This is a genomic window from Flavobacterium rhizosphaerae (assembly GCF_046000445.1).
GTDB classification, from domain to species: domain Bacteria; phylum Bacteroidota; class Bacteroidia; order Flavobacteriales; family Flavobacteriaceae; genus Flavobacterium; species Flavobacterium rhizosphaerae.
This window is the reverse complement of sequence record NZ_JBELPZ010000024.1, coordinates 16787-37739: the sequence shown is the minus strand read 5'-3', so window position 1 is coordinate 37739 and position 20953 is coordinate 16787. Positions and strand designations below refer to the sequence as shown.

General features: G+C 40.0%; 22 protein-coding genes. 13 read left to right on the top strand and 9 right to left on the bottom strand.

All coding sequences use genetic code 11. From position 1 onward, the window contains the following. The 5 genes from ABS766_RS15980 to ABS766_RS15960 all read right to left on the bottom strand — a co-directional run. A partial coding sequence (locus ABS766_RS15980; protein WP_408086198.1) for a hypothetical protein occupies window positions 1-193 on the bottom strand: 193 nt, incomplete at its 3' end. A 2-nt stretch (window positions 194-195) separates the two neighbouring features. Further along, window positions 196-1089, bottom strand: coding sequence for a phosphate ABC transporter permease subunit PstC (gene pstC, locus ABS766_RS15975; protein ID WP_408086197.1), 894 nt, complete (start codon window positions 1087-1089; stop codon window positions 196-198). Between the two features lie 3 nt (window positions 1090-1092). Continuing rightward, the gene (locus ABS766_RS15970; protein WP_408086196.1) at window positions 1093-2049 is read right to left on the bottom strand and encodes a PstS family phosphate ABC transporter substrate-binding protein; all 957 of its coding nucleotides are present in this window, start codon (window positions 2047-2049) and stop codon (window positions 1093-1095) included. A 29-nt stretch (window positions 2050-2078) separates the two neighbouring features. Further along, window positions 2079-3536: an alginate export family protein gene (locus ABS766_RS15965; protein WP_408086195.1), complete on the bottom strand. Its 1458-nt coding sequence runs from the start codon at window positions 3534-3536 to the stop codon at window positions 2079-2081. Window positions 3537-3708: 172 nt separating this feature from the next. Continuing rightward, entirely contained in the window at window positions 3709-4122 is a 414-nt protein-coding gene (locus tag ABS766_RS15960; protein ID WP_408086194.1) for an RrF2 family transcriptional regulator, read from the bottom strand. Window positions 4123-4272: 150 nt separating this feature from the next. Here ABS766_RS15960 and uvrB point away from each other — a divergent pair, with 150 nt between their 5' ends. The 8 genes from uvrB to ABS766_RS15920 all read left to right on the top strand — a co-directional run bounded on the left by uvrB (window position 4273) and on the right by ABS766_RS15920 (window position 12317). Next, a complete protein-coding gene (uvrB, locus tag ABS766_RS15955) occupies window positions 4273-6261 on the top strand; it encodes an excinuclease ABC subunit UvrB (protein ID WP_408086193.1) in 1989 nt (662 codons plus the stop codon). Window positions 6262-6323: 62 nt separating this feature from the next. After that, entirely contained in the window at window positions 6324-6767 is a 444-nt protein-coding gene (locus tag ABS766_RS15950) for a hypothetical protein (RefSeq protein ID WP_408086192.1), read from the top strand. 12 nt (window positions 6768-6779) lie between these two features. After that, entirely contained in the window at window positions 6780-7103 is a 324-nt protein-coding gene (locus tag ABS766_RS15945; protein WP_408086191.1) for a VOC family protein, read from the top strand. A 111-nt stretch (window positions 7104-7214) separates the two neighbouring features. Then, a complete protein-coding gene (locus ABS766_RS15940) occupies window positions 7215-9089 on the top strand; it encodes a mechanosensitive ion channel domain-containing protein (RefSeq protein ID WP_408086190.1) in 1875 nt (624 codons plus the stop codon). A 256-nt stretch (window positions 9090-9345) separates the two neighbouring features. Then, window positions 9346-9765: a hypothetical protein gene (locus tag ABS766_RS15935; RefSeq protein WP_408086189.1), complete on the top strand. Its 420-nt coding sequence runs from the start codon at window positions 9346-9348 to the stop codon at window positions 9763-9765. A gap of 11 nt (window positions 9766-9776) precedes the next feature. Beyond that, window positions 9777-10529 (top strand): alpha/beta hydrolase, encoded by a 753-nt coding sequence (locus ABS766_RS15930; RefSeq protein WP_408086188.1) that lies wholly within the window; start codon window positions 9777-9779, stop codon window positions 10527-10529. 31 nt (window positions 10530-10560) lie between these two features. After that, window positions 10561-11415 carry a mechanosensitive ion channel family protein gene (locus ABS766_RS15925; RefSeq protein ID WP_408086187.1) on the top strand — a complete coding sequence of 285 codons (855 nt, stop codon included), beginning with the start codon at window positions 10561-10563 and terminating at the stop codon, window positions 11413-11415. After that, a complete protein-coding gene (locus ABS766_RS15920) occupies window positions 11415-12317 on the top strand; it encodes a mechanosensitive ion channel family protein (protein WP_408086186.1) in 903 nt (300 codons plus the stop codon). The genes ABS766_RS15925 and ABS766_RS15920 overlap by 1 nt, the downstream gene beginning before the upstream one ends. On the opposite strand, the gene ABS766_RS15915 is transcribed toward ABS766_RS15920, so the two are convergent. After that, on the bottom strand, window positions 12314-12715 hold the full coding sequence (locus ABS766_RS15915; protein WP_408086185.1) for an excinuclease ABC subunit B: 402 nt from the start codon (window positions 12713-12715) through the stop codon (window positions 12314-12316). The two genes, ABS766_RS15920 and ABS766_RS15915, sit on opposite strands and share 4 nt — an antisense overlap. A 174-nt stretch (window positions 12716-12889) precedes the next feature. On the opposite strand from ABS766_RS15915, the gene ABS766_RS15910 reads away from it, so the two are divergent. The 4 genes from ABS766_RS15910 (at window position 12890) to ABS766_RS15895 (ending at window position 17350) form a co-directional block, all read left to right on the top strand. Beyond that, a complete protein-coding gene (locus ABS766_RS15910) occupies window positions 12890-13294 on the top strand; it encodes a DUF1456 family protein (protein WP_408086184.1) in 405 nt (134 codons plus the stop codon). A 164-nt stretch (window positions 13295-13458) separates the two neighbouring features. Further along, entirely contained in the window at window positions 13459-15645 is a 2187-nt protein-coding gene (locus ABS766_RS15905; protein WP_408086183.1) for a bifunctional alpha,alpha-trehalose-phosphate synthase (UDP-forming)/trehalose-phosphatase, read from the top strand. A 97-nt stretch (window positions 15646-15742) separates the two neighbouring features. Beyond that, window positions 15743-16561, top strand: coding sequence for an alpha/beta hydrolase (locus ABS766_RS15900; RefSeq protein ID WP_408086182.1), 819 nt, complete (start codon window positions 15743-15745; stop codon window positions 16559-16561). 57 nt (window positions 16562-16618) lie between these two features. Further along, entirely contained in the window at window positions 16619-17350 is a 732-nt protein-coding gene (locus tag ABS766_RS15895; protein ID WP_408086181.1) for a DUF4197 domain-containing protein, read from the top strand. A gap of 15 nt (window positions 17351-17365) precedes the next feature. Here ABS766_RS15895 and ABS766_RS15890 read toward each other — a convergent pair whose 3' ends face one another. Further along, the gene (locus ABS766_RS15890; RefSeq protein ID WP_408086180.1) at window positions 17366-18280 is read right to left on the bottom strand and encodes a phosphatase PAP2 family protein; all 915 of its coding nucleotides are present in this window, start codon (window positions 18278-18280) and stop codon (window positions 17366-17368) included. Window positions 18281-18374: 94 nt separating this feature from the next. Between ABS766_RS15890 and ABS766_RS15885 the strand changes: the two genes are divergently transcribed. Continuing rightward, the gene (locus tag ABS766_RS15885; protein WP_408086179.1) at window positions 18375-19091 is read left to right on the top strand and encodes a DUF4197 domain-containing protein; all 717 of its coding nucleotides are present in this window, start codon (window positions 18375-18377) and stop codon (window positions 19089-19091) included. Window positions 19092-19246: 155 nt separating this feature from the next. On the opposite strand, the gene ABS766_RS15880 is transcribed toward ABS766_RS15885, so the two are convergent. Further along, on the bottom strand, window positions 19247-20023 hold the full coding sequence (locus ABS766_RS15880) for a helical backbone metal receptor (RefSeq protein ID WP_408086201.1): 777 nt from the start codon (window positions 20021-20023) through the stop codon (window positions 19247-19249). Window positions 20024-20082: 59 nt separating this feature from the next. Further along, entirely contained in the window at window positions 20083-20895 is an 813-nt protein-coding gene (gene pyrF, locus ABS766_RS15875; RefSeq protein WP_408086178.1) for an orotidine-5'-phosphate decarboxylase, read from the bottom strand. Window positions 20896-20953: the final 58 nt, after the last annotated feature.

The window sequence follows — 20953 nt, the reverse complement described above, 5'->3', positions numbered from 1 at the left end:
CTCGTATGCCGTCTTCTTTACCAAAGTAATATCCGCCATGCGGTACGTCTGTTAACATTTGCCAGCTTAATGCCGGGAGCCCTTTGGCAAAGATGCCCCAGATGATGCTGAAAAGAACTATGGCTATAACCGCCGTAAGCAACTGGGTTATGCCTTTTACTATATTTTCTTCAATATATTTACCTTTACTCATGGTTAGCTGCTTTTAAGGTGATAATGCCCTATTACTTTATGGGCGATGTAATTAAAGAGGATTACAATAACCAGCAATACCAATGCGGATAGCATAAGGGCCGCATCATAATTTGGTATCGACATCATTTCGCCATAATTGTTAGCCAGTAGCGCAGGCAACGGATAACCAGAGTCAAAAACACTTTTGGGTATCTGTATAACATTGCCCACTACCATGAGCACAGCAATGGTTTCGCCAAAAGCTTTGCTTACCCCAAGTGTAAAAGATGCTATTATGCCGTGCCGTATTTTTATCATAATTACATCCCGTATGGTTTGCCATTTACTGGCACCCATAGCAAGGCCTGTTTCCATCAACTCCATAGAAACAGCTTCAAATAATTCAATAAGCATGTTAAGCACATAGGGTATGGTAGCTACTGCAATCACCATCCCGGCGGCCAAAACGGAATAACCGGTGGCATTTTCTGCACCGGCCCGTACTGCCCATCCTGATATTATGGGTACTATGGTTATAATACCCCAAAGCCCGAAGATAACCGAGGGTATGCCTGCTAAAATATCTATTACTGTCCGCAATAAGCGCCTTACCCATAAGGGTGCAAACTGGGTAATATAAATTGCCGCTGCAAGGCATACGGGAGTCATTAATAGCAATCCTGTTAGTGTAATTATAACAGAGTTGACAATGAAAGGCCATAGCCCGAATTTACCCTGTATGGGCATCCACTCTGAACCGAAGAGGGCACTCCCTAAAACTGAGCCGGATATAATGGGCCAGGATTTATAGATGAGCGAAGCCCCAATGGCAAATGGCAATATAAAAATAAGCAGCAGGGTTAAGAGCATCCACCATTTGCGGATGTACTCTACAATATACCTAACGCCGGGCATGGCTTAGAGTTTTTGTATTTGCTTTTCAATATTGTCTTTTTCCAGCAAAATATAGCCGTTAGATGTTACAAAATCCTGCCCTTTGGTTAGCACCCAGTTAAGGAATGCTTTTACGGCGGGCGAAGTGGGCTTGCCTTTAGTTACCAGAAAAAGTTCGCGCGCCGGCGGCGAGGGATACCTGCCGTCTGCAATTGCTTTGGCGACATCACTTAAAGAGCCGTAAAAGTTTTCTTCGGCATCAATTTTTCCGTTTCCGTTAACATCAATAGGTACTACCTCAAGGCCATCATATTTTTTACCGGTAGTAATATCATAAACATAAATAACATTATTATACCCTATGCCGTTTTTGTCTTTTTTTACGGCATCTGCAAGACCCGGATCTCCAAAAACCGCTACCCCTTTAAGTTCTTCCTGGGCTTTGGCACCAAGGTATTTTGCCCACGTTTCGGCTGCCCCGGCGGCATCAGAACGGGTATATACATTTACCTTTTCAGACGATTTTTTCCAATTATGCTTACCATCTTTAAGAAATAGTGTACTAAACTCTTCACGTGTCATACCCTCTGACTTAAGTTGTGCCAGCAAAGGGTTATTAGCAGAAATTGTGGGTATCACAGCATCCTTTGTAACCGCAAAACCATAAGCACCCTGGTCAGATTCTATTTTGCTTATTTCTTTAGAATACATGGCAATATCAGCTGCACCGTTTAGCATATCGGTCATGCCTTTTCCTGCGCCGCCGCCAGAAACATTAAATTTTACATCGGGATATTCCTTACGGAATTCCTCTGCCCAAATGTTTGCCAATGGGTATAACGCAAACGCGCCACTCATGGTTATGGTGCCTTCAATTTTTCCGGCAGTTGCTACTTCTTTTTGGTTCTCCTTTGGGCTACAGGAAAACAGTGTACCTGCCAGTAAAACACCTGCAAAGGCATGGGTAATTACTTTTTTCATTTTGTTTTAATTTTAACGGGATTAACAATCTATTTTTTGGGGTTTATAAAAATATCAAGTGCGTTAAGGGTAATTTCCAGGTAAGCAAAATTGGAGGCATTGGCATGGTCGCCATTGGCTACATTTTGCCTGTTTTGCACAAATTCTCCTGTGGTAAAATGCATGTACCCCATGTTCAGGTCAATAAATTTTACAGGCTTAAACTGAATACGCGAGTCAAACCCATGTCCGAGAAATGTTCCGCTCTGTCCGGTCTTATCACGGTTATTTTCTCCCGCAAGCAAGTTATTAAAGCGGTCGGTAACGCTGGCCAGCCAGTAAAAGCTATATCCCATATCTGCTTTTACCCCTTTTACAGGTTCAAATTCTACTTTTAATTTAGGTGTTACTACGTTCTCCGGAATAATATAATCATCGGAAGACCAAGGCCGGGCAAACCCATAAAAGCGTTCAAACCTGTTGGTAACCTTGTCATCAGGGTTTTTATCTCCTGTTACGTAGCCAAAAAATAAACTTACCCTTGGCTTCCAGGCCTGTTTTTTAAATTTATACCCTACTTCGGCTGTTGCCATAAAAGCATCCTGCCTATTATCGCCATCATCGCCAAACTGGTAGGTATAACTCACATCATAATTCCACCCTGTATTATATACCCAGCCATAAAGGCGTATACCGGGGGAGTGTATCATGCGGTATCCAATTCGCCTGTCCTGTTTAAGCCCCATGTAATAGGGTTGAATAGTTATAATTTCAGACCATTTTCTCCAGTGCCCAATAGCTGCGCCAAACTGACGGTCGTTATCAGCATAATCCCTGTCGTCTATTACCCTTACTATAGGGCGGAGTGCCAACAGGTCTATTTGCCAGTCATTTTTATCCTGCCCCAGTGCCGCACGAAACCCCAAAAAGTTATTGGTAGTATTTCGCCACAGGTTTTGGCCTATGAGCCTCCTGTCTAAAAACTCAAAAGCCTGTCGGCCATAGCGAATCATAAAAGGACGGTTGTTACCCAAATCATCAGTTCCTAATGCTTTTTTAAAATACAGTTCGGCAAAACTCTGAATCATTTCGCGCTTGTTTACATCACGGTTGTCTAAAGGATACTTGCTGTTAAGCCTGTCGCTATCCTGCATCTCCAGTACCAGACGTAACGGGTCAATAATATTTTTTATGCCGATATAAAATTTCCCTTTAAGAAGAAAAGGATAATCATCGCTAAAGCTATCCGGCCTGCGGATGTCATTATTCCTGTACTCGCTGCGCACCCTGTAGTCCAGCCCGGCATCAAGCCAGTTAATGCCGTCTGCAAGCCCGGAAATACCCAAATTTCTGACATAAGAAGGAGGATCGGTTTCCCGTTTGGTACCATAAGATCCGGCCTCAACGTAATAAGAGGCCCGGGGCTGTTCATTCTTTACTTCAGTAGCCCGATTTACCGTATCTGCAACCGGCTCCTGTGCATGTGCCTTAAAAGTAAAAAGTACCATAAAAATCAAACATGGAATAAATTCTACCAAATTAGTAGAATTAGTTACCAAAAAAAATGGCTTGGGTAAATGTGTTGTTTTATAATTGGCAGTCATCGGTTAAAAATTTTGGCTAATATATAAATTCTACCAATACGATAGAATTTATCTTTTAAAATTTTTAACTGTATTATTAGTCCTCCAGAAAAGACTTGAGGCTTGTCATTTTCATTACATGACGTGTTTCTTCCTTAATTTTCATAAACTCCCTTCGCATGGTACACGTAACCTCATCATCACAGTCTGCACATTTTTGGTAAAAGTCAACCGCTACACAGGGTACAAGCGCTATTGCACCATCAAAAAGGCGGTGTATATCGGCTACGGTTACAGTAGCCGGTTCTTTTAAGAGGAAATACCCTCCCCCATATCCGGCCTGGCTGCCTACAAAGCCTGCCCGTTTGAGTACAAGCAGTATTTGTTCGAGAAATTTTTTAGGAATATTTTGTGAAGCAGCTATATCAGCGGTTAATAAATTGCCCTGGCCGTAGCTTTTGGCAAGAACAATAAGCGCTTTTATTGCATATTTACATTTTTTAGACATCATAGGCCGTAAAGATACCAAAAATCTTGCTTTTAAAAGGTAAAAATGGATAGTGCTAACGTTAACATATATATCGTAATCAGTTAGTTTTACTATTAACTGCATTAATAACTCACACCGTAAATCACTATCTTTGTATAAAAGCGAAAGAAGATGAAGTTTCAGGTAGTATCAGACTATAAACCAACAGGCGACCAGCCTACAGCCATAAAGCAACTCAGCAACGGAATAGTAAACGGAGATAAATACCAGACCCTGCTCGGGGTAACCGGCTCGGGTAAAACCTTTACAATGGCTAATGTGGTTCAGGAGGTGCAAAAGCCTACCTTGGTGCTGGCACACAATAAAACCCTTGCGGCACAGCTGTATAGTGAGTTTAAGCAGTTTTTCCCCAACAATGCGGTAGAATACTTTGTGTCGTATTACGACTATTACCAGCCCGAAGCCTATATCCCGGTTTCTGGCACCTATATAGAAAAAGACCTTTCCATAAACGATGAGCTTGAAAAAATGCGCCTCAGCACTACCTCTGCCCTGCTCTCAGGGCGGCGCGATGTACTGGTAGTGGCATCGGTATCCTGTCTTTATGGTATTGGTAACCCGGTAGAGTTCCAGAAAAATGTCATCGACTTACATAGTGGGCAGGTTATTAGCCGTACCAAATTACTGCACAGGCTGGTACAAAGTTTATATTCGCGTACCGAAGCCGACTTTTTGCCCGGTACTTTCCGTATTAAGGGTGATACAGTAGAAGTTTACCCGAGCTATGCTGATGATCCGTTCCGAATACACTTTTTTGGTGATGAAATTGAAGAAATAGAAGCGTTTGACAAAACCAATGCACAGGTAATTGAGCGATATGACCGACTGAATATTTACCCCGCCAATATGTTTGTTACCAGCCCCGACGTGCTTCAGGGCGCCATTTGGGAGATACAGCAGGATTTGGTAAAGCAGGTAGATTATTTTAAGGAAATAGGCAAACACCTTGAGGCAAAACGCCTTGAAGAGCGCACCAATTTTGATCTGGAGATGATACGCGAATTAGGGTATTGCTCGGGGATTGAGAACTACTCCCGCTACCTTGACCGCAGGCTTCCCGGCACACGCCCGTTCTGCCTTTTGGATTACTTCCCGAAAGATTACTTAATGGTAATTGACGAAAGCCACGTAACCGTAAGCCAGGTACATGCCATGTACGGTGGCGACCGCAGCCGTAAGGAAAACCTTGTAGAATACGGTTTCCGCCTGCCAGCGGCTATGGATAACCGCCCCCTGAAGTTTGAGGAATTTGAGGCCTTGCAAAACCAGGTTGTTTATGTTAGCGCCACCCCGGCTGACTATGAAATGCAGAAAAGCGACGGTGTGTATGTAGAGCAGGTTATACGCCCAACAGGGCTGTTAGACCCCATTATTGAAATACGCCCGAGCCTGAACCAGATAGACGACCTTATTGAGGAAATACACCAGCGTGTAGAGCTTGACGAACGGGTACTGGTAACCACACTTACCAAGCGCATGGCCGAAGAGCTTGCCAAATACCTGACGAAAGTGGCCATACGCTGCCGCTACATTCACAGTGAGATAGATACACTGGAACGTGTAGAAATTATGCAGGATTTACGAAAAGGCCTGTTTGATGTGCTTATCGGGGTAAACCTGTTGCGTGAGGGGCTTGATTTGCCCGAAGTATCATTAGTTGCCATACTGGATGCCGACAAAGAGGGCTTTTTGCGAAGTACGCGCTCACTGGTGCAAACCGTGGGGCGTGCCGCCCGTAATGTTAACGGTAAGGCCATTATGTATGCCGATAAGATTACCGACAGCATGCAGCGTACCATAGATGAAACCAATTACCGCCGCGAAAAGCAGGCCAGTTACAATAAAGCCAACGGTATAGAACCCAAAGCCCTTGCCAAGAAAATTAATAACTCTCTATCGCGCAGCCCGATTAGTGAGTATCATTATGACAATACCGTAAAAGCCGCTGCCGAACCGGACACCACCTATATGGCAAAAGGCGATATAGAAAAGCTGATACGCGACAAACGCAAAGCCATGGAAAAAGCCGCCAAAGAACTGGACTTTATGCAGGCCGCCAAACTACGCGATGAAATTAAAGAGCTACAGGAGAAGGTTTAAATTATTTAAATTAATAAATATGTATGTCGTAATGAGTAAATTTAAATTAAATATAATCTTATATGAAAAAGCTAAACAATTATATTGATCGAAAAGAGAAAGAGTTGCTCAATTTTCAAGAAGAAGCAAAAAGACAAAATATATTAGAAAATATAAAAAAAGAAAATTTCATAGAAAATTTTAAACATTCAGCTAATAAAATTAAGTCCAATCTTTTTAAAATAGCACATAATAGCGATATTCATATTGACTTAATTAAAGAAACTTTAAATGAAGAGCCTTTTCAATTAAAATTTGAATTAGAAATAATGATTCAATATCATAAGATGGTATATTATATAGATATTACATCTAACTACGATAAAAGTTCAGATGGCATATTTATTAATTTTGAGGATCATAATGGTGTGAAGGCAAAAGAAATATTTAAAGAATATGAAAATATTAATGATATTGACTTTGAAGATTTATTAGTGTCTTTTTTAGAAGAAATAGAAGAAAATTAATTCAAAATTATCATGAACACCCTCTCCTACTTTAAAATCCAGGCTACAGATGTACCCAAAGCAGTGGCATTTTATAAAGCGGTTTTTGGGTGGAACTTTGTAAAAGAAGAAAACTTCCCTATAGAGTATTACCGCATAGAAACCGAAAATATGTTTGGCGGCATACTAAAACGCCCTATGCAAACCCCGCCTATGGAGTATGGCACCAATGCCTTTACCTGCTCATTTATTGTAGAAAATTTTGATGCTATGGCAGCCATAATTACCCAAAACGGCAGCACCGTTGCCATGCCAAAATTGCCGTACCCGGCCGTTGCTGGCAGGGTTATTTTGTAGATGTAGATAACAATGTTTTCGGTATTTTTGAGGTAGATGAAAACGCAAAATAGGGCGGTTATTTAAAAATCGGCAGCTTTTTACTAACTTGCCTGTAAATTTGGCAAAACCATGAGCAATTTTTACAGGTTGTTAACCCTGCTGTTTTTTGTAACACTACCTTTTAGTGTGTTTTCTCAGGCAAAGGCAGATACTACTGCTACTGCACAGAAAACCGATTCTATAAATACCGTAAACATTAAAGAGTACAAAACCCGGCTTACCACGCTGGAAAAGCAGCGCATTGCCGACTCGATTAAAAAAGCAGGGCTTGAAGCACAGTTACAGTCGCTTAAAACAACCGATAACCTAAAAAAAGAGCAGCTCCAAAAAGAACTTGAAAATTTAAACAGCCGTGATTCTGCCCGGCTGGCTGAGAAAAAAGCACGTATAGATTCGCTCCGCGCCACGAGTAAAGGGTACCCAGTACATGGTTTTTTTAATGATACCCTGTTTACTATTTACAGCAAACTGGGCAGTTTTTCTGCTAAAGACCGCGCCGAGGCTATATCAGAACGCATCCATAATCTCGGCGAGAAATATACTTTTACGGCAGATTCCCTTAAAGTCCAGGATTCTGACGCTACTACAGATGTTACCGATGGCGAAAGCATCATCATCAGCATATCCGATAACGATGCCCTGTGGAACAACACCAACCGCCAGGCACTCGCTAAAAAATATCAGCAGCTTATAGGCACTGCCGTAATGCATTATAAGGATGAAACCAGCTTTATTACCCTTGCAAAAGAAATTGGTCTTGCCATACTGGTAATACTGGTATTGGTGTTTATTATCAGATACTCCAACAGGCTTTTCCGCTGGACAGCCGTAAAAATACAGCAGCAAAAAGGCAAGCGGCTTAAAGGCATCACCATAAAAAATTATAACCTTTTTGATGCCGACCAGCAGATACGGGTACTACTTATAGCCAATACATTGGTTAAGTGGCTGGTTATACTTTTACTGGTATATATTGCATTGCCTATATTGTTTGGAATTTTTCCGTGGACACAAAATTTTGCCGAAGCGTTATTTAGTTACATACTTACCCCGGTGCGTAAAATAGCGGTGGGGCTTTGGCATTACCTGCCCAACTTTATCACTATAATCGTTATTGTTTTTGTTTTCCGTTATGTGCTGAAGTTTGCCCGTTTCCTGAAAAATGAAATTGAGCGTGGCGACCTGCATATAACCGGTTTTTACCCGGACTGGGCAAGTCCTACGTATCAGATAGTACGCGTACTTATTATCGCTTTCATGCTTATTGTCATTTTTCCTTACCTTCCGGGCAGCGATTCCCCTGTATTTAAAGGCGTATCGGTGTTTTTAGGATTTCTTTTCACGTTTGGGTCTATGGGGTCGCTCTCCAATATTGTGGCGGGTATAGTGCTAACCTATATGCGCCTTTTTAAACTGAACGACAGGGTTAAAATTGGCGATGTATCGGGAGATGTGATAGAAAAATCGTTGCTGGTAACGCGTATCCGTACTATAAAAAATGAGATTATTTCCATACCCAACTCAACCGTAATGAACAGCCACACTATAAACTACAGTAGTGATACTTTTACCAAAGGACTTATAATTCACACTACCGTAACCATTGGGTATGATGTACCGTGGAAAGACGTGCATGCCGCGCTGATTGAAGCCGCCAACCGTACCGACCTGCTGGTTAAAGAGCATGCCCCTTTTGTATTGCAAACCAGCCTGGAAGATTTTTATGTAGCCTACCAGATAAATGCCTACACACGCGAGGCCAACAAGCAGGCCACCATATACAGCCAACTGCACCAAAACATTCAAGACACTTTTAATGAGGCTGGTATAGAAATACTCTCGCCCCACTACCGTGCTGCCCGCGATGGCAATCATACCACCATCCCTACTAGTTATTTAGATAAAGATTACAAAGCTCCGCCGTTTAATTTTAAGCAGGATTGATTTGGTTGTTGGTTGTCAGTTGATGGTTGTTAGTTGATAATTCTGAATGTAAAAGCTAATTGCTAATTACTAAATGAAACCATACAAATACAGTAAAAACTACAAGCGCAATGCCTTTTTATTACTATTTGGCATACTTGCATTGTGGCCTCTTGTAAAAACAGGCGACTTTCAGGAGGGTATGGTACAATGATTCCTCTTCATACTATTTGCCGCTGTATTCATATTCCTCCTTTTATTTATACTTATTGATGATTTGGTATCTTGGTTATCTAAAAAGCGGCGCTTTGATTTTAAGCCTGTTGTAATTAGTGCCATAATCTTTGGTTCATATTATGTACTGGAAAATGCAGAAGACGGTATACTATTTTCTAAACCTGTTATATATGCTCAAATTGGTGATATGGATATAACCAGTGGCCATATAAACTTATATGGCAACAACCAGTTTTACGCAGTTAAGAGATATATAGAATGGAAAGATGCTTTTAAAGGCACATACCAATTAGACAATGATACTCTTATCCTTAAAAGGGATGACCTTACAAAAGTCACTAAAGGTTTATTTACCAACTGTTATATTTTTAATAAAACTAGAGACTCCTTATTGCCTTGCCAATCCGGGTTTAATAAATTAGCTATTATTAGCAAAACACAAAAACAGTTACGCCCATAGGGTTGTGGACAATGAAAAATAAAGAGATAGGCACAGTAGAAGAATTTACAATAGAAGCACCCCAACTCGGGCGCACTAAAACAATTTGGGTATACCTTCCCTATACTTATAATAAAAGCCAAAATGGTTTCCCGGTTATATATATGCACGATGGGCAAAATGTTTTTAACCATGCCGAATCGCACAAACGCGACTGGCACGCCGAAGAAAAACTGAATGACCTGCACGGCAACGCTATTGTAATTGGCATTGAACATGGGGGCAGTACCCACCGTATTGATGAAATGACACCATACAAAAACGAAAAATATGGTGGTGGCCATGCTGATGATTACCTTGATTTTATAATACATACACTCAAACCTTATGTGGATGGGCACTTTTTAACGCTGCCGGAAAAAGAGCATACTACTATTTTTGGCAGTTCTGTTGGGGGCCTTATCTCGTTTTATGCTTTGCTGAAATTCCCAGATGTTTTTGGTAATGCCGGAGTATTCTCACCTTCTTTTTGGTTTAGTGATGAAATTTATGAACTTATCAAAGAGGTTGATAAAATAACAGGCCGCATTTATTTTATGGCAGGTGACCACGAAAGCCAGGCCATGATACCTGATATTGAAAAAATGGAAAAGCTTGTTTTACAGCGGGTCGCAAATCCAAAGCAGCTGTGTAAAAAAATAGTTCATAATGGCCACCATAATGAAAAACTGTGGCGTAAACAGTTTATAGCTGCCTATCAATGGCTTATCAAAGAAGAAAATTAATTAGTATATTTACGCTAAACGTATACGTAAAATGGATGAGGTTATTGATAATGATATTTTTAAAGATGCCGGTATCAGGCATTTTTTAGATTATACACTTATAACCATTAGTAATATACCTATAAAAGTAAGCTCGGTTATTACGCTTATTATTTTCTTAATCCTTATAATGCTGCTGTTAAAGTTTATAAAACGCAGTATTTACAAGGTAAAAAGCTTTGATAAAGCCAAGCAGTATTCTATTTACATGCTCGTAAAATATGTAATGCTGGTAGTGGTTATTATGCTTTCATTACAAATACTTGGTTTTAGCCTTTCGGTGCTTTTAGCAGGTTCGGCGGCACTGCTTGTTGGTTTGGGTCTTGGTATACAAAATCTGTTCAGCGATTATATTTCAGGCGTAATTATACTTATAGATAATACCGTAAAGGTAGGCGATGTAATAGAGGTAAATAGCATTGTAGGTACCGTACAGGAAATTCACCTGCGTACCACAACAGTACTTACCCGGGATGATAAATACATCATACTCCCAAACACCATACTTACCCGCAATGAACTTATTAACTGGACACTCAATATACTTGCCTCAAGGTTTGAAGTATCTGTTGGGGTTGATTATTCATCTGATGTAGATTTAGTGATGCAGCTGCTTAAAGAGGCTGCTTTAAAAGAACCCGGTGTACTCTCTAACCCCGAACCTTTTGTACGCTTTACAGATTTTGGCGATTCATCGCTTAATTTCTCTGTTTACTTTTGGGTAGAAGATGTTTTTAGGGTAGAAAATGCCAAAAGCGAATTAAGGGTACGTATTTTTAAAATGTTTGCCCAAAACAACATAACAATCCCATTCCCACAACGGGTTATACACAACGGCGATTCATAATGGAAGAACAGATACAACATATCATTAACAACCCTACTATTGCCAAAATAGTCGTTTTGTGCGTAGGTATCGGAATAATTTGGTTTATAATAAAAATAATACAGCGCGGCCTTTTTTCTAAGATAAAAGAGAACAGCAACCGGTACCGTGCCCGTAAATTTGCCCATTTTTTAGGCTACTTTCTTACTATTGTACTTATAACAATTGTTTTTAGCGATAAACTGGGGGGGCTTACTGTAGCTTTTGGGGTTGCCGGGGCAGGCATTGCATTTGCCCTGCAAGAAGTTATAGCGTCATTTGCTGGCTGGCTGGCCATAATGTTTGGCGGATTTTATAAAACGGGAGACCGTGTGCAGCTTGGCGGTACCAAAGGTGATGTTATGGATATTGGCGTATTGCGCACTACCCTTATGGAAACCGGTCAATGGGTTGATGGCGACCTGTATAACGGGAGAATAGTACTTATTGCCAATAGCTTTGTATTTAAAGAGCCGGTTTTTAATTATTCAGGAGATTTTCCTTTTTTATGGGATGAACTTAAAGTACCCATACAATATGGCAGTAATTATGACCTTGCAAAAGAAATTTTATTAAAGGCAGGAATTGAAGTTGTAGGCAGCTTACCCGAAGAATCGCATGAAAAATGGAACAAGCTACAGCGAAAATACCGGCTTGAGGATGCACTTACCGAGCCTATGGTATCATTAATTGCCAATGATAACTGGGTTGAATTTACATTACGCTATGTAGTAGATTATAAAAAGAGGCGGGTTACAAAAACCAACATATTTACCCATATTTTAAAAGATGTTGATGCTACTAATGGCGCAGTTAAGTTTGCATCAGCCACCTTCCAGTTGGTAGATAAATCAGACCTTAATGTGCATATTAAAAACGGCTAATTTTGTTGTGCCTTAAATAAGGCCAGCATAATTTCCGGGTCAACAAGGCCGCTTGGGCTACGCTGCATTTCCTGCAATACCCCTTTCATAGCATAAGGGCTCAACCCCATATTTATACCCATTTCCCTTATGGCAACCTGTTCGTTATCATGCAATACCCCATCGGCATGCATAAGTAGTGCGAGCCTGTAAAATTGTAATATACGCTGATGTTCTGATTTTATAATTTTCTTTTCGGCAGGATGACTGAAAAGGCTTTCAAACGCATTTTTTTCGACACGTAGCTGAGAGGCTACTATATTCAGGAACCTAAGCTCGCGTTCATTCACTTTTCCGTCAATTCTTGCAAAAGCAATCATTTCAGAAAGAAGGCTTAATTTTTCTTCATAAGTATTCATGCAAGATTATTTTTATCTAAAAATATCTTTTTTACTGTTAATAAACAAGGCTTTATATAAACCTTATTATTTTTTTATGCTTTATATGCCAATATGCCCCATTAAAACCCGCTAAGCAATGCCATAATAGTCCGCGGCATCTTCTTTCTTGTTACCTTTGCAAAAAGTTTTTTTATGAACAACAATGATATATTTAAAAAATTAAGGGTAGCCCTGCAACTGCGGGATGACCAGATAGTGGAAATATTGGAACTGGTTGATTTCAGGATTTCAAAAGCTGAACTGGGGGCATTTTTCCGTAAACAGGATCACCCTAATTACATGGAGTGTGGCGACCAGGTATTACGCAATTTCTTAAACGGCCTTATTATACATTTAAGGGGCACCAAAGATGATCCAAAAAATCCCCAAGAAGTTATTGCTGCCCATAAAGCACAAATAACCCGTACTAACAGCCCTAAAAATACGCCTTCAAAAAGCAATAAACCTTTTGCGGCTAAAAAGGCACCTGCCAAAAAGCAGCAAACCCCAATAGTTGAAAAAGTTAAATTTAAAAATGGAAAGAAAGGAAATGAGTAGTTGTCAAATTAACATTCTCTACCTATAATAATTATACTATCCTCAAAACATATATAAAAAAATGTTAAGTAACATTTTATAAACTTACAGAGTGGAATGTGTTTAGTAAATTTGGAGTAATGGCCTGCTTAGGCTCACCTTACCCTTCAGGCTGCTAGCCATACATGAAAATTATAAACATTTCGTACAGGTTGCCCCTGTCAGTAAAAAAGCAAAATACAAAAACTGTTTTTACCCCAAGTTCAGGAGGATTAGCTACTGCTGTATTATCTTATACCCAAAAAAGCGAACAAAAGCTTACCTGGGTAGGTATTGCTGATTTTGACCGCAATACCTGGGAAAACCATAAAAACGAATTTGAGGGCAATTTTGAAATTGAGCCTGTATATCTTGACAGGAGGCTTAATCGTAATTTTTATAACATCTTCAGTAATTCCGTACTATGGGCAATGTTTCATTACTTTCCCTCTTATATGGAATATAATGAAGCTGCTTTTGAGGCCTATAAAAGCGCAAATGAAATTGTAGCAAAAAGGGTAAGTGAAATTTATGAGCCGGGCGATTTGATCTGGGTACATGATTATCACTTTATGGGCTTGCCAAAACTGTTACGCAAGTTGTTGCCCGATGCCCAGATAGGTTTCTTTTTACATATACCATTCCCTAATTTTGAAATATTCCGGATTTTGCCCAGTAAGGCAAAAAGATATATACTGGAAGGTATACTGGGCAGTAACCTGGCCGGTTTCCATACATGGGATAATGTTATACACTTTACAGAATGTGTAGAGAAATTACTGGGGCTATCGCACCGCAACTTTGTGTTTTCGCAAGATACCCACCGTACCCGCATTGGCTCTTATCCTATCAGTATAGATTTTGAAAAGTTCCATAATGCGTATGATAAACCAGAAGTTGCTAAACTAAGAAGTGAAATACGCGAACTATACCAGGATAAAAAAATAATATTTTCGGTTGACCGGCTTGATTATACAAAAGGTATAAACAACAGGCTCTCTGCTTTCGAAAGTTTTTTAAAGAAATATCCTGAGTGGCGCGAAAAAGTGGTTTTTTTACTGGTAATTGTGCCTTCGCGTGAAGAAATTACCAAATACGGCGAACGTAAAAGTATGATAGAGCAAAGTGTGGGCCGTATTAATGGTGCAATGGGTAACTACAAATGGAGTCCCGTAGTATACCAATACCAGTCGGTTGAATTTGATAAACTCATTGCTCTTTATACCAGTGCCGATGTAGCACTTATATCTCCCGTTCGTGACGGTATGAACCTTGTAGCCAAAGAATATGTAGCCTCCAGAAAAGATTTAAGAGGTGTATTGGTGCTTAGCCTTATGACCGGAGCCTCTAAAGAGTTGCAGGAAGCTATTGCTATTAACCCTTTTGACAAGGAGCTTACCGGTTACAGAATTGCACAAGCGTTAGATATGGATGAAAAACAACAGGAAAAGCGCATGCGCCACATGCAAAAATACCTTGCAAAACATGATGTTTTTCGCTGGGCGACACGATTTTTAACAGATACTATAGATATGCACGATCACGACAACAAAGCACAACCTCTTGTTGAGGGGGTTAAAAAAGAATTGGTCAACAAATTTAATACTGCCGGAAAACGCCTTTTACTACTTGATTTTGATGGTACGCTGGTGGGTCTACAGCCAAAACCTGAAATGGCCATACCCGGTGAAAATACACTTGACTTGCTTAATTCACTGGCTAACAATCCAAAAAATGATGTTTGGATAGTAAGTGGCAGAAATAAAGATTTTCTTGAAAAATATATGGGGCACCTGCCGATAGGCATGGTAGCCGAACATGGTGGATATATTAAAACCGACGGCGAATGGGAACCTATAATTAGTGGTAGCCCTGCATGGAAACAGCAGGTAATTGAAATTATGGATGAATACGTAGATCGTAATGCCGAAAGTTTTATTGAAGAAAAAGAATTTGGTGTAGCATGGCATTACCGAAATGTAGAAAAAGAACAAGGGTTTTTAACATCCAGAGAGTTGCTGGCCTTGCTCAAAAATCATCTGTACAACACCCCTACCCAGATTATTGATGGCAATAAAGTAATTGAGGTAAAACATTTTATGGCACATAAAGGCACAACTTGCAAAAGCAGGATTTTATGCGGCGATTATGATATTGCTATAGCTATTGGCGATGATAAAACTGATGAAGACCTGTTTGAAATGATGACAGATGCTAATGAATATACCATTAAAGTAGGTCCGGGTAATACGGCCGCAAAATATAAGGTAAATGCCGTAGAAGATGTTCTTGAATTTTTAGAACAATTGGATGAAGCAAAAGTTATTAAATAAATAGCTGATCTTTAATCTATTAAAAAAGCAGGTCATTTAAGCCTGCTTTTTTTACGCATAATTAATTATTTTAGCCATTGTTTAATTTTACACTACCATGAAAAAAATCCTTTTACTTTTATTAGTTACCTGTTCTACTGCCCTTACTTTTGCTCAAAAATCAGAGTACGATATCAAAAAAGATATACGTTACTACCCTGATTCTGAATATGAAAATGATGCCTACAAAGCCAAACAATGTGTATTAGACATATACTACCCTGCCAACAAAAAAAACTTTGCTACTATTGTATGGTTTCACGGTGGGGGCATTACCAGCGGCTCTAAAGAAATACCGGAAGGATTAAAAGATAAAGGATATTGCATTATAGGGGTAGGCTACCGCCTTAGCCCCAATGTAAAAGCCCCGGCTTATATAGAAGACAGCGCGGCGGCTGTTGCATGGGCTTTTAAAAATATAAAACAATATGGTGGGGATCCTGATAAAATATTTGTCAGTGGCCATTCAGCAGGCGGATATCTGGCCCTTATGGTGGGGCTCGACAAAAAATACCTGGCCAAGCATAATATTGATGCCAACAAAATAGCAGGGCTTATACCGCTTAGCCCCCATTGTATAACACACTTTACCGTACGCAAAGAAAATGGCATTGACGAAAAACAGCCTGTTATAGATGAATATGCCCCATTATATTATGTGCGTGCCGATGCTCCCCCACTTTTACTTATAACTGGTGACAGGGAACTGGAAATGCTTGGGCGCTATGAAGAAAATGCCTATATGATGCGTATGATGAAAATAGCCGGACATAAAGACACCACCCTGCTGGAACTACAGGGATATGGGCATATAATGACATATCCTGCGTACCCGCTTGTAGTAAAAGAAGTGAAACGGGTACTGGATAAAGAGTAACCTCTTTGGCTTCGGAATGGTTTTTGAATATACTGTGTTACAGTAAGAAAACATTTCATGAAAAAAATCGTATTACCCTTCCTTATCCTATTAGGTATTAGCACAACTGCTAATGCACAGCTTAAAGATTTAGTAAATAAAGCAAAAAACAAAGTTTCTGCTGCAACAGGAACTTCTACGTTAAGCAATGCCGATATTGGCGAAGGCCTTAAGCAGGCGCTGCAAAAAGGTGTTAGCGAACAGGTAACAAAACTAACTGCCGTTGATGGTTTTTATAAAAACGAAACGGTAAAAATACTGCTGCCGGAAGAACTGCAAAAAGTTGATGCCACATTAAGAAAAATGGGGATGGCAGATCTTGCTGATGAAGGTGTTAAATTACTCAACAGGGCTGCAGAAGATGCCGTGAAAGAAGCTACCCCTATTTTTACCAATGCTATTACCGGCATGAACATTACCGATGCCAAAAATATACTTATGGGCAGCGATAATTCTGCCACGGTTTACCTGGAAAACAAAACCTCATCACCGCTTTATACAAAATTTAGCCCTGTGGTAAAAAATTCGCTTAGCGAAGTAGGTGCCGATGCTGTCTGGGAAAAAATAATTACCAAATACAATAGCCTGCCACTGGTAAGTAAGGTAAACCCTGACCTAACCGATTATGTTACCAATAAAGCCCTGGAAGGGGTATTTAAAATGATAGCAGTTGAAGAAAAAGAAATAAGGACCAACGTTTCATTGCGGACATCAGACCTGCTTAAAAAGGTTTTTGCCCTGCAGGATTAACCTTCAATACCCTACTTAAAACACCCCTACTATACCTATCTGGTTATAACCAAGCTTCAAATTCCACGATATTTTCTTCTGGTGGGGGTCAGTGATGCGGTCTGCTGCATATTTTTCTTTCTTTTTTAAAAAGCGGTCTACAGACTCCACACTTAAAACAGCAATACCGGCACCAATAGCAACATCGCTAAGCCAGTGGGCGTTATCCCATAGCCGTGATGCCGGTGTTATTACCCCTACCGAAAGTATACCTGCTTTCACCCACGGGTTGGTAAATTGCTTTGAAATTGCATATACCACCGTAGTAGATAATATAGTATGGCCCGATGGAAATGAGTGGTATTTTGCCTCGTTATTAAAAGGGCTAAAATATAAATTGCCTTTATCAGCTGCAGGCCTCGCACGCCCTGCAAGAGTTTTGGTAACCGTTTGTACCAAGCCGCCCGCCGTGGCAGCGGCTATAATGAGCACACCGGTCCGCCTTATTTTTTCGTTTTTAGTTACCAGCCCGGTTAGGTATACACCTGCGGTAAAAGTATAGTTATACTGTGGTTTACCCATATACCAGCCCAAGCGGTGCCAGCCCTCCGGTATGCCCCTGCCCTGTGAACTAAAATAGTTTGAGGCACCTTCATCTGCCAATAATAACAAACCGGAAGCACCAACAAATGCGCCGGCCTTGATAAATTCTTCTTTTTCCCAGCGTAAAGGTCCGGTAAACATATGCCCTACACCCCCTGCAACACTTTTTAAATCGTAAACCAGCTTATGCCCTAAAGAGCCATCTTCGGGAGAATTTTCCGCCAAAGAATCTGTAGGGAAAACAGTTGGTGTAGTTTGAGATTGTAAGGTTTGTGTAAAAAGTATATTTAATAAAAATATAAAGCAAAATAAGTATGTGCATATTTTGCGTTTTGATGTATTGTGCATTATTTAAAAAGAAAATTAGGACAAATTTATAATTATTAATTGAGATGTTTCCTAAAAAATATGTTGTTTTACAGGTCGAATTTAAATAGCAATTATGAAAAAATATACTTTACTACTATTTGCAGCCTGTTTTTTATTCTCAGGCTGTGCAGAGTTACAGCAAGCCGCTTCTCAATGGCCTCAAACCGGGGTGCTTAGCAATACAGAAATAGCGGCTGGGCTTAAAGAAGCGCTGGATAAGGGTATTGATAAAGAAGTAACCAAATTAACACAGACAGACGGTTTTTATAAAAATGAAATGGTGAAAATATTATTGCCTGCCGAATTGCAAAAAGTAGACAATACTTTACGTAATATAGGATTAGGCAGCCTGGCAGACGAAGGACTGAAGCTAATGAACCGTGCTGCGGAAGATGCCGTAAAGCAGGCTACCCCTATTTTTGTAACAGCTGTTAAGGATATGACATTTACAGATGCCCGTAATATATTGCTTGGTAGTGATAGTGCCGCTACGGTATACCTGCAAAATAAAACCACTACACAATTATATACCAAGTTTAATCCCGTTATTAAATCATCTTTTGATAAGGTGGGTGCCGATGCTGTTTGGAAAAACATTATAACGCGTTATAATCAGGTTCCGTTTGTAGAAAAAGTAAATCCGGACCTTACCGATTATGTAACTAATAAAGCATTGGAGGGTGTGTTTAAAATGATAGCGGTTGAAGAAAAAGACATACGTAATGATGTATCAGAGCGCACCAGCGATTTGCTAAAAAGGGTATTTGCCTTACAAGATAATAAATTCTAAAGTTTTAATTACCAACAACATATATAACACAATTTTAACGTTGACCTTAATTATTTTTAGCTACTTTGCATACAACAAATAGTTTTCTCACATTTGGTTAGGGTTAGTTAGAAAAATGCCGAAACGCTTAGGTCTCGGCATTTTTTATGTACTTTTTAAACCGGTTCTTTTATTCTTTCCTGTAACAGCTTAAAGTATGGAAGTGCCTTTAAAATACGGCTGCCATACCAGCTAAACATTTCGCCGTCTACAAAAACAGTTTTAGCGTGGTGCGTATGCCGCCCCAGCTCAAAGGCATCTTCATCTTTAAATGGGTAAGGTTCAGAAGAGAGTAAAACTATTTCAGGGTCGCCCTGAATACGTATTTTCTGCACTACTACTTCAGGGTATCTGCCTTCGTTATTTTCATAAATATTGCTAAAATGGTTCAGCTTCATCATTTCATTTATAAAAGTGGTATGCCCTGCCGCCATATAGGGGTTTTTCCATATAAAATAGGCTGACCTTTGCCACTCCCTGCCGTGCATAAACCGCTTAAAGTCGGCAAGTCCAAAATTAATTTTATCAGTTAACTGCCGTGCCTGTGTACGTACCGAAAAAAGTTTTCCAAAGGCTTCAATCAGTTGCAGCAAATCATCAATAGTAGTAATATCGCTTACCCATACGGGAGCAATGGCAGAAAGGTCTTTCACAATCTGTTCAGTATTTTCCTCTTTATTGGCAATAATAATATCCGGTTTAAGCAGCCGTATTTTTTCGGTATGCACCTTCTTAGTACCTCCAATTTTCTCTTTGATTGATTTAAAATGGTACGGATGCACACAAAATTTGGTGATACCCACTATGCGCTCCTCAAGCCCCAAATCAAAGAGCAGTTCGGTTATAGAGGGCACCAGGCTGATAATACGTTGTGGGGTGCCATTCAGGCTCATGGTAGTACCAAGCTGATCGGTAAATAATGTGGTGTCAGGTTTCAAATTCAAAGTGTCAGTTATCCTAAAATATGTGCCATCTGCTGTTGCATCTTCAAAGCTTCTTCACGCGCTTTCTCTGCAAAATCTTCTCCTTTAGAGGCATATATAATACCCCGGGAAGAGTTTACCAAAAGCCCCACTTTATCGTTCATGCCATAACGGCAAACATCTTCAAGGCTGCCCCCCTGTGCACCAACCCCAGGCACAAGTATAAAACTATCAGGTATAATTTTGCGTATTTCAGTAAAGTATTCGGCTTTTGTAGCCCCTACCACATACATTAAATTTTGGCTGTTTTGCCATGTTTTACTGGTTTCCAGCACTTGCTTGTATAATTCTTTACCCCCGGCATCCTTCGTTTGAAAATCAAAAGCACCGCTATTGCTGGTTAAAGCCAGCAATATGGTAAATTTATCCTGCATCGCCAAAAATGGTTCCACACTATCTTTACCCATATAAGGCGCTACTGTAACAGAATCAAAATTCAGGTCCTGTAAAAAAGCCTTGGCATACATGGCAGAAGTATTGCCTATATCGCCACGCTTGGCATCGGCAATAGTAAAAATTTCAGGATGATTTTGGTTGATATATGCTATAGTTTTTTCAAGCGAGTGCCAGCCTTTAATCCCATAAGCCTCAAAAAATGCAGTATTGGGTTTGTAGGCTACTGCAAGATTATGCGTAGCGTCAATAATAGCTTTATTAAACTCAAATATTGGGTCTTCGGCTTGTAGGAGGTGTGGCGGAATTTTATCCAGATCTACATCAAGCCCTATACTTAAAAAAGATTTCTTTTTAACTATCTCGCTGTAAAGTTGTGTGGTAGTCATTACAAAGTTGTTTGTTTACTACCGCAAAAATAAACTATAAATAAGTTGCAGCCTAATA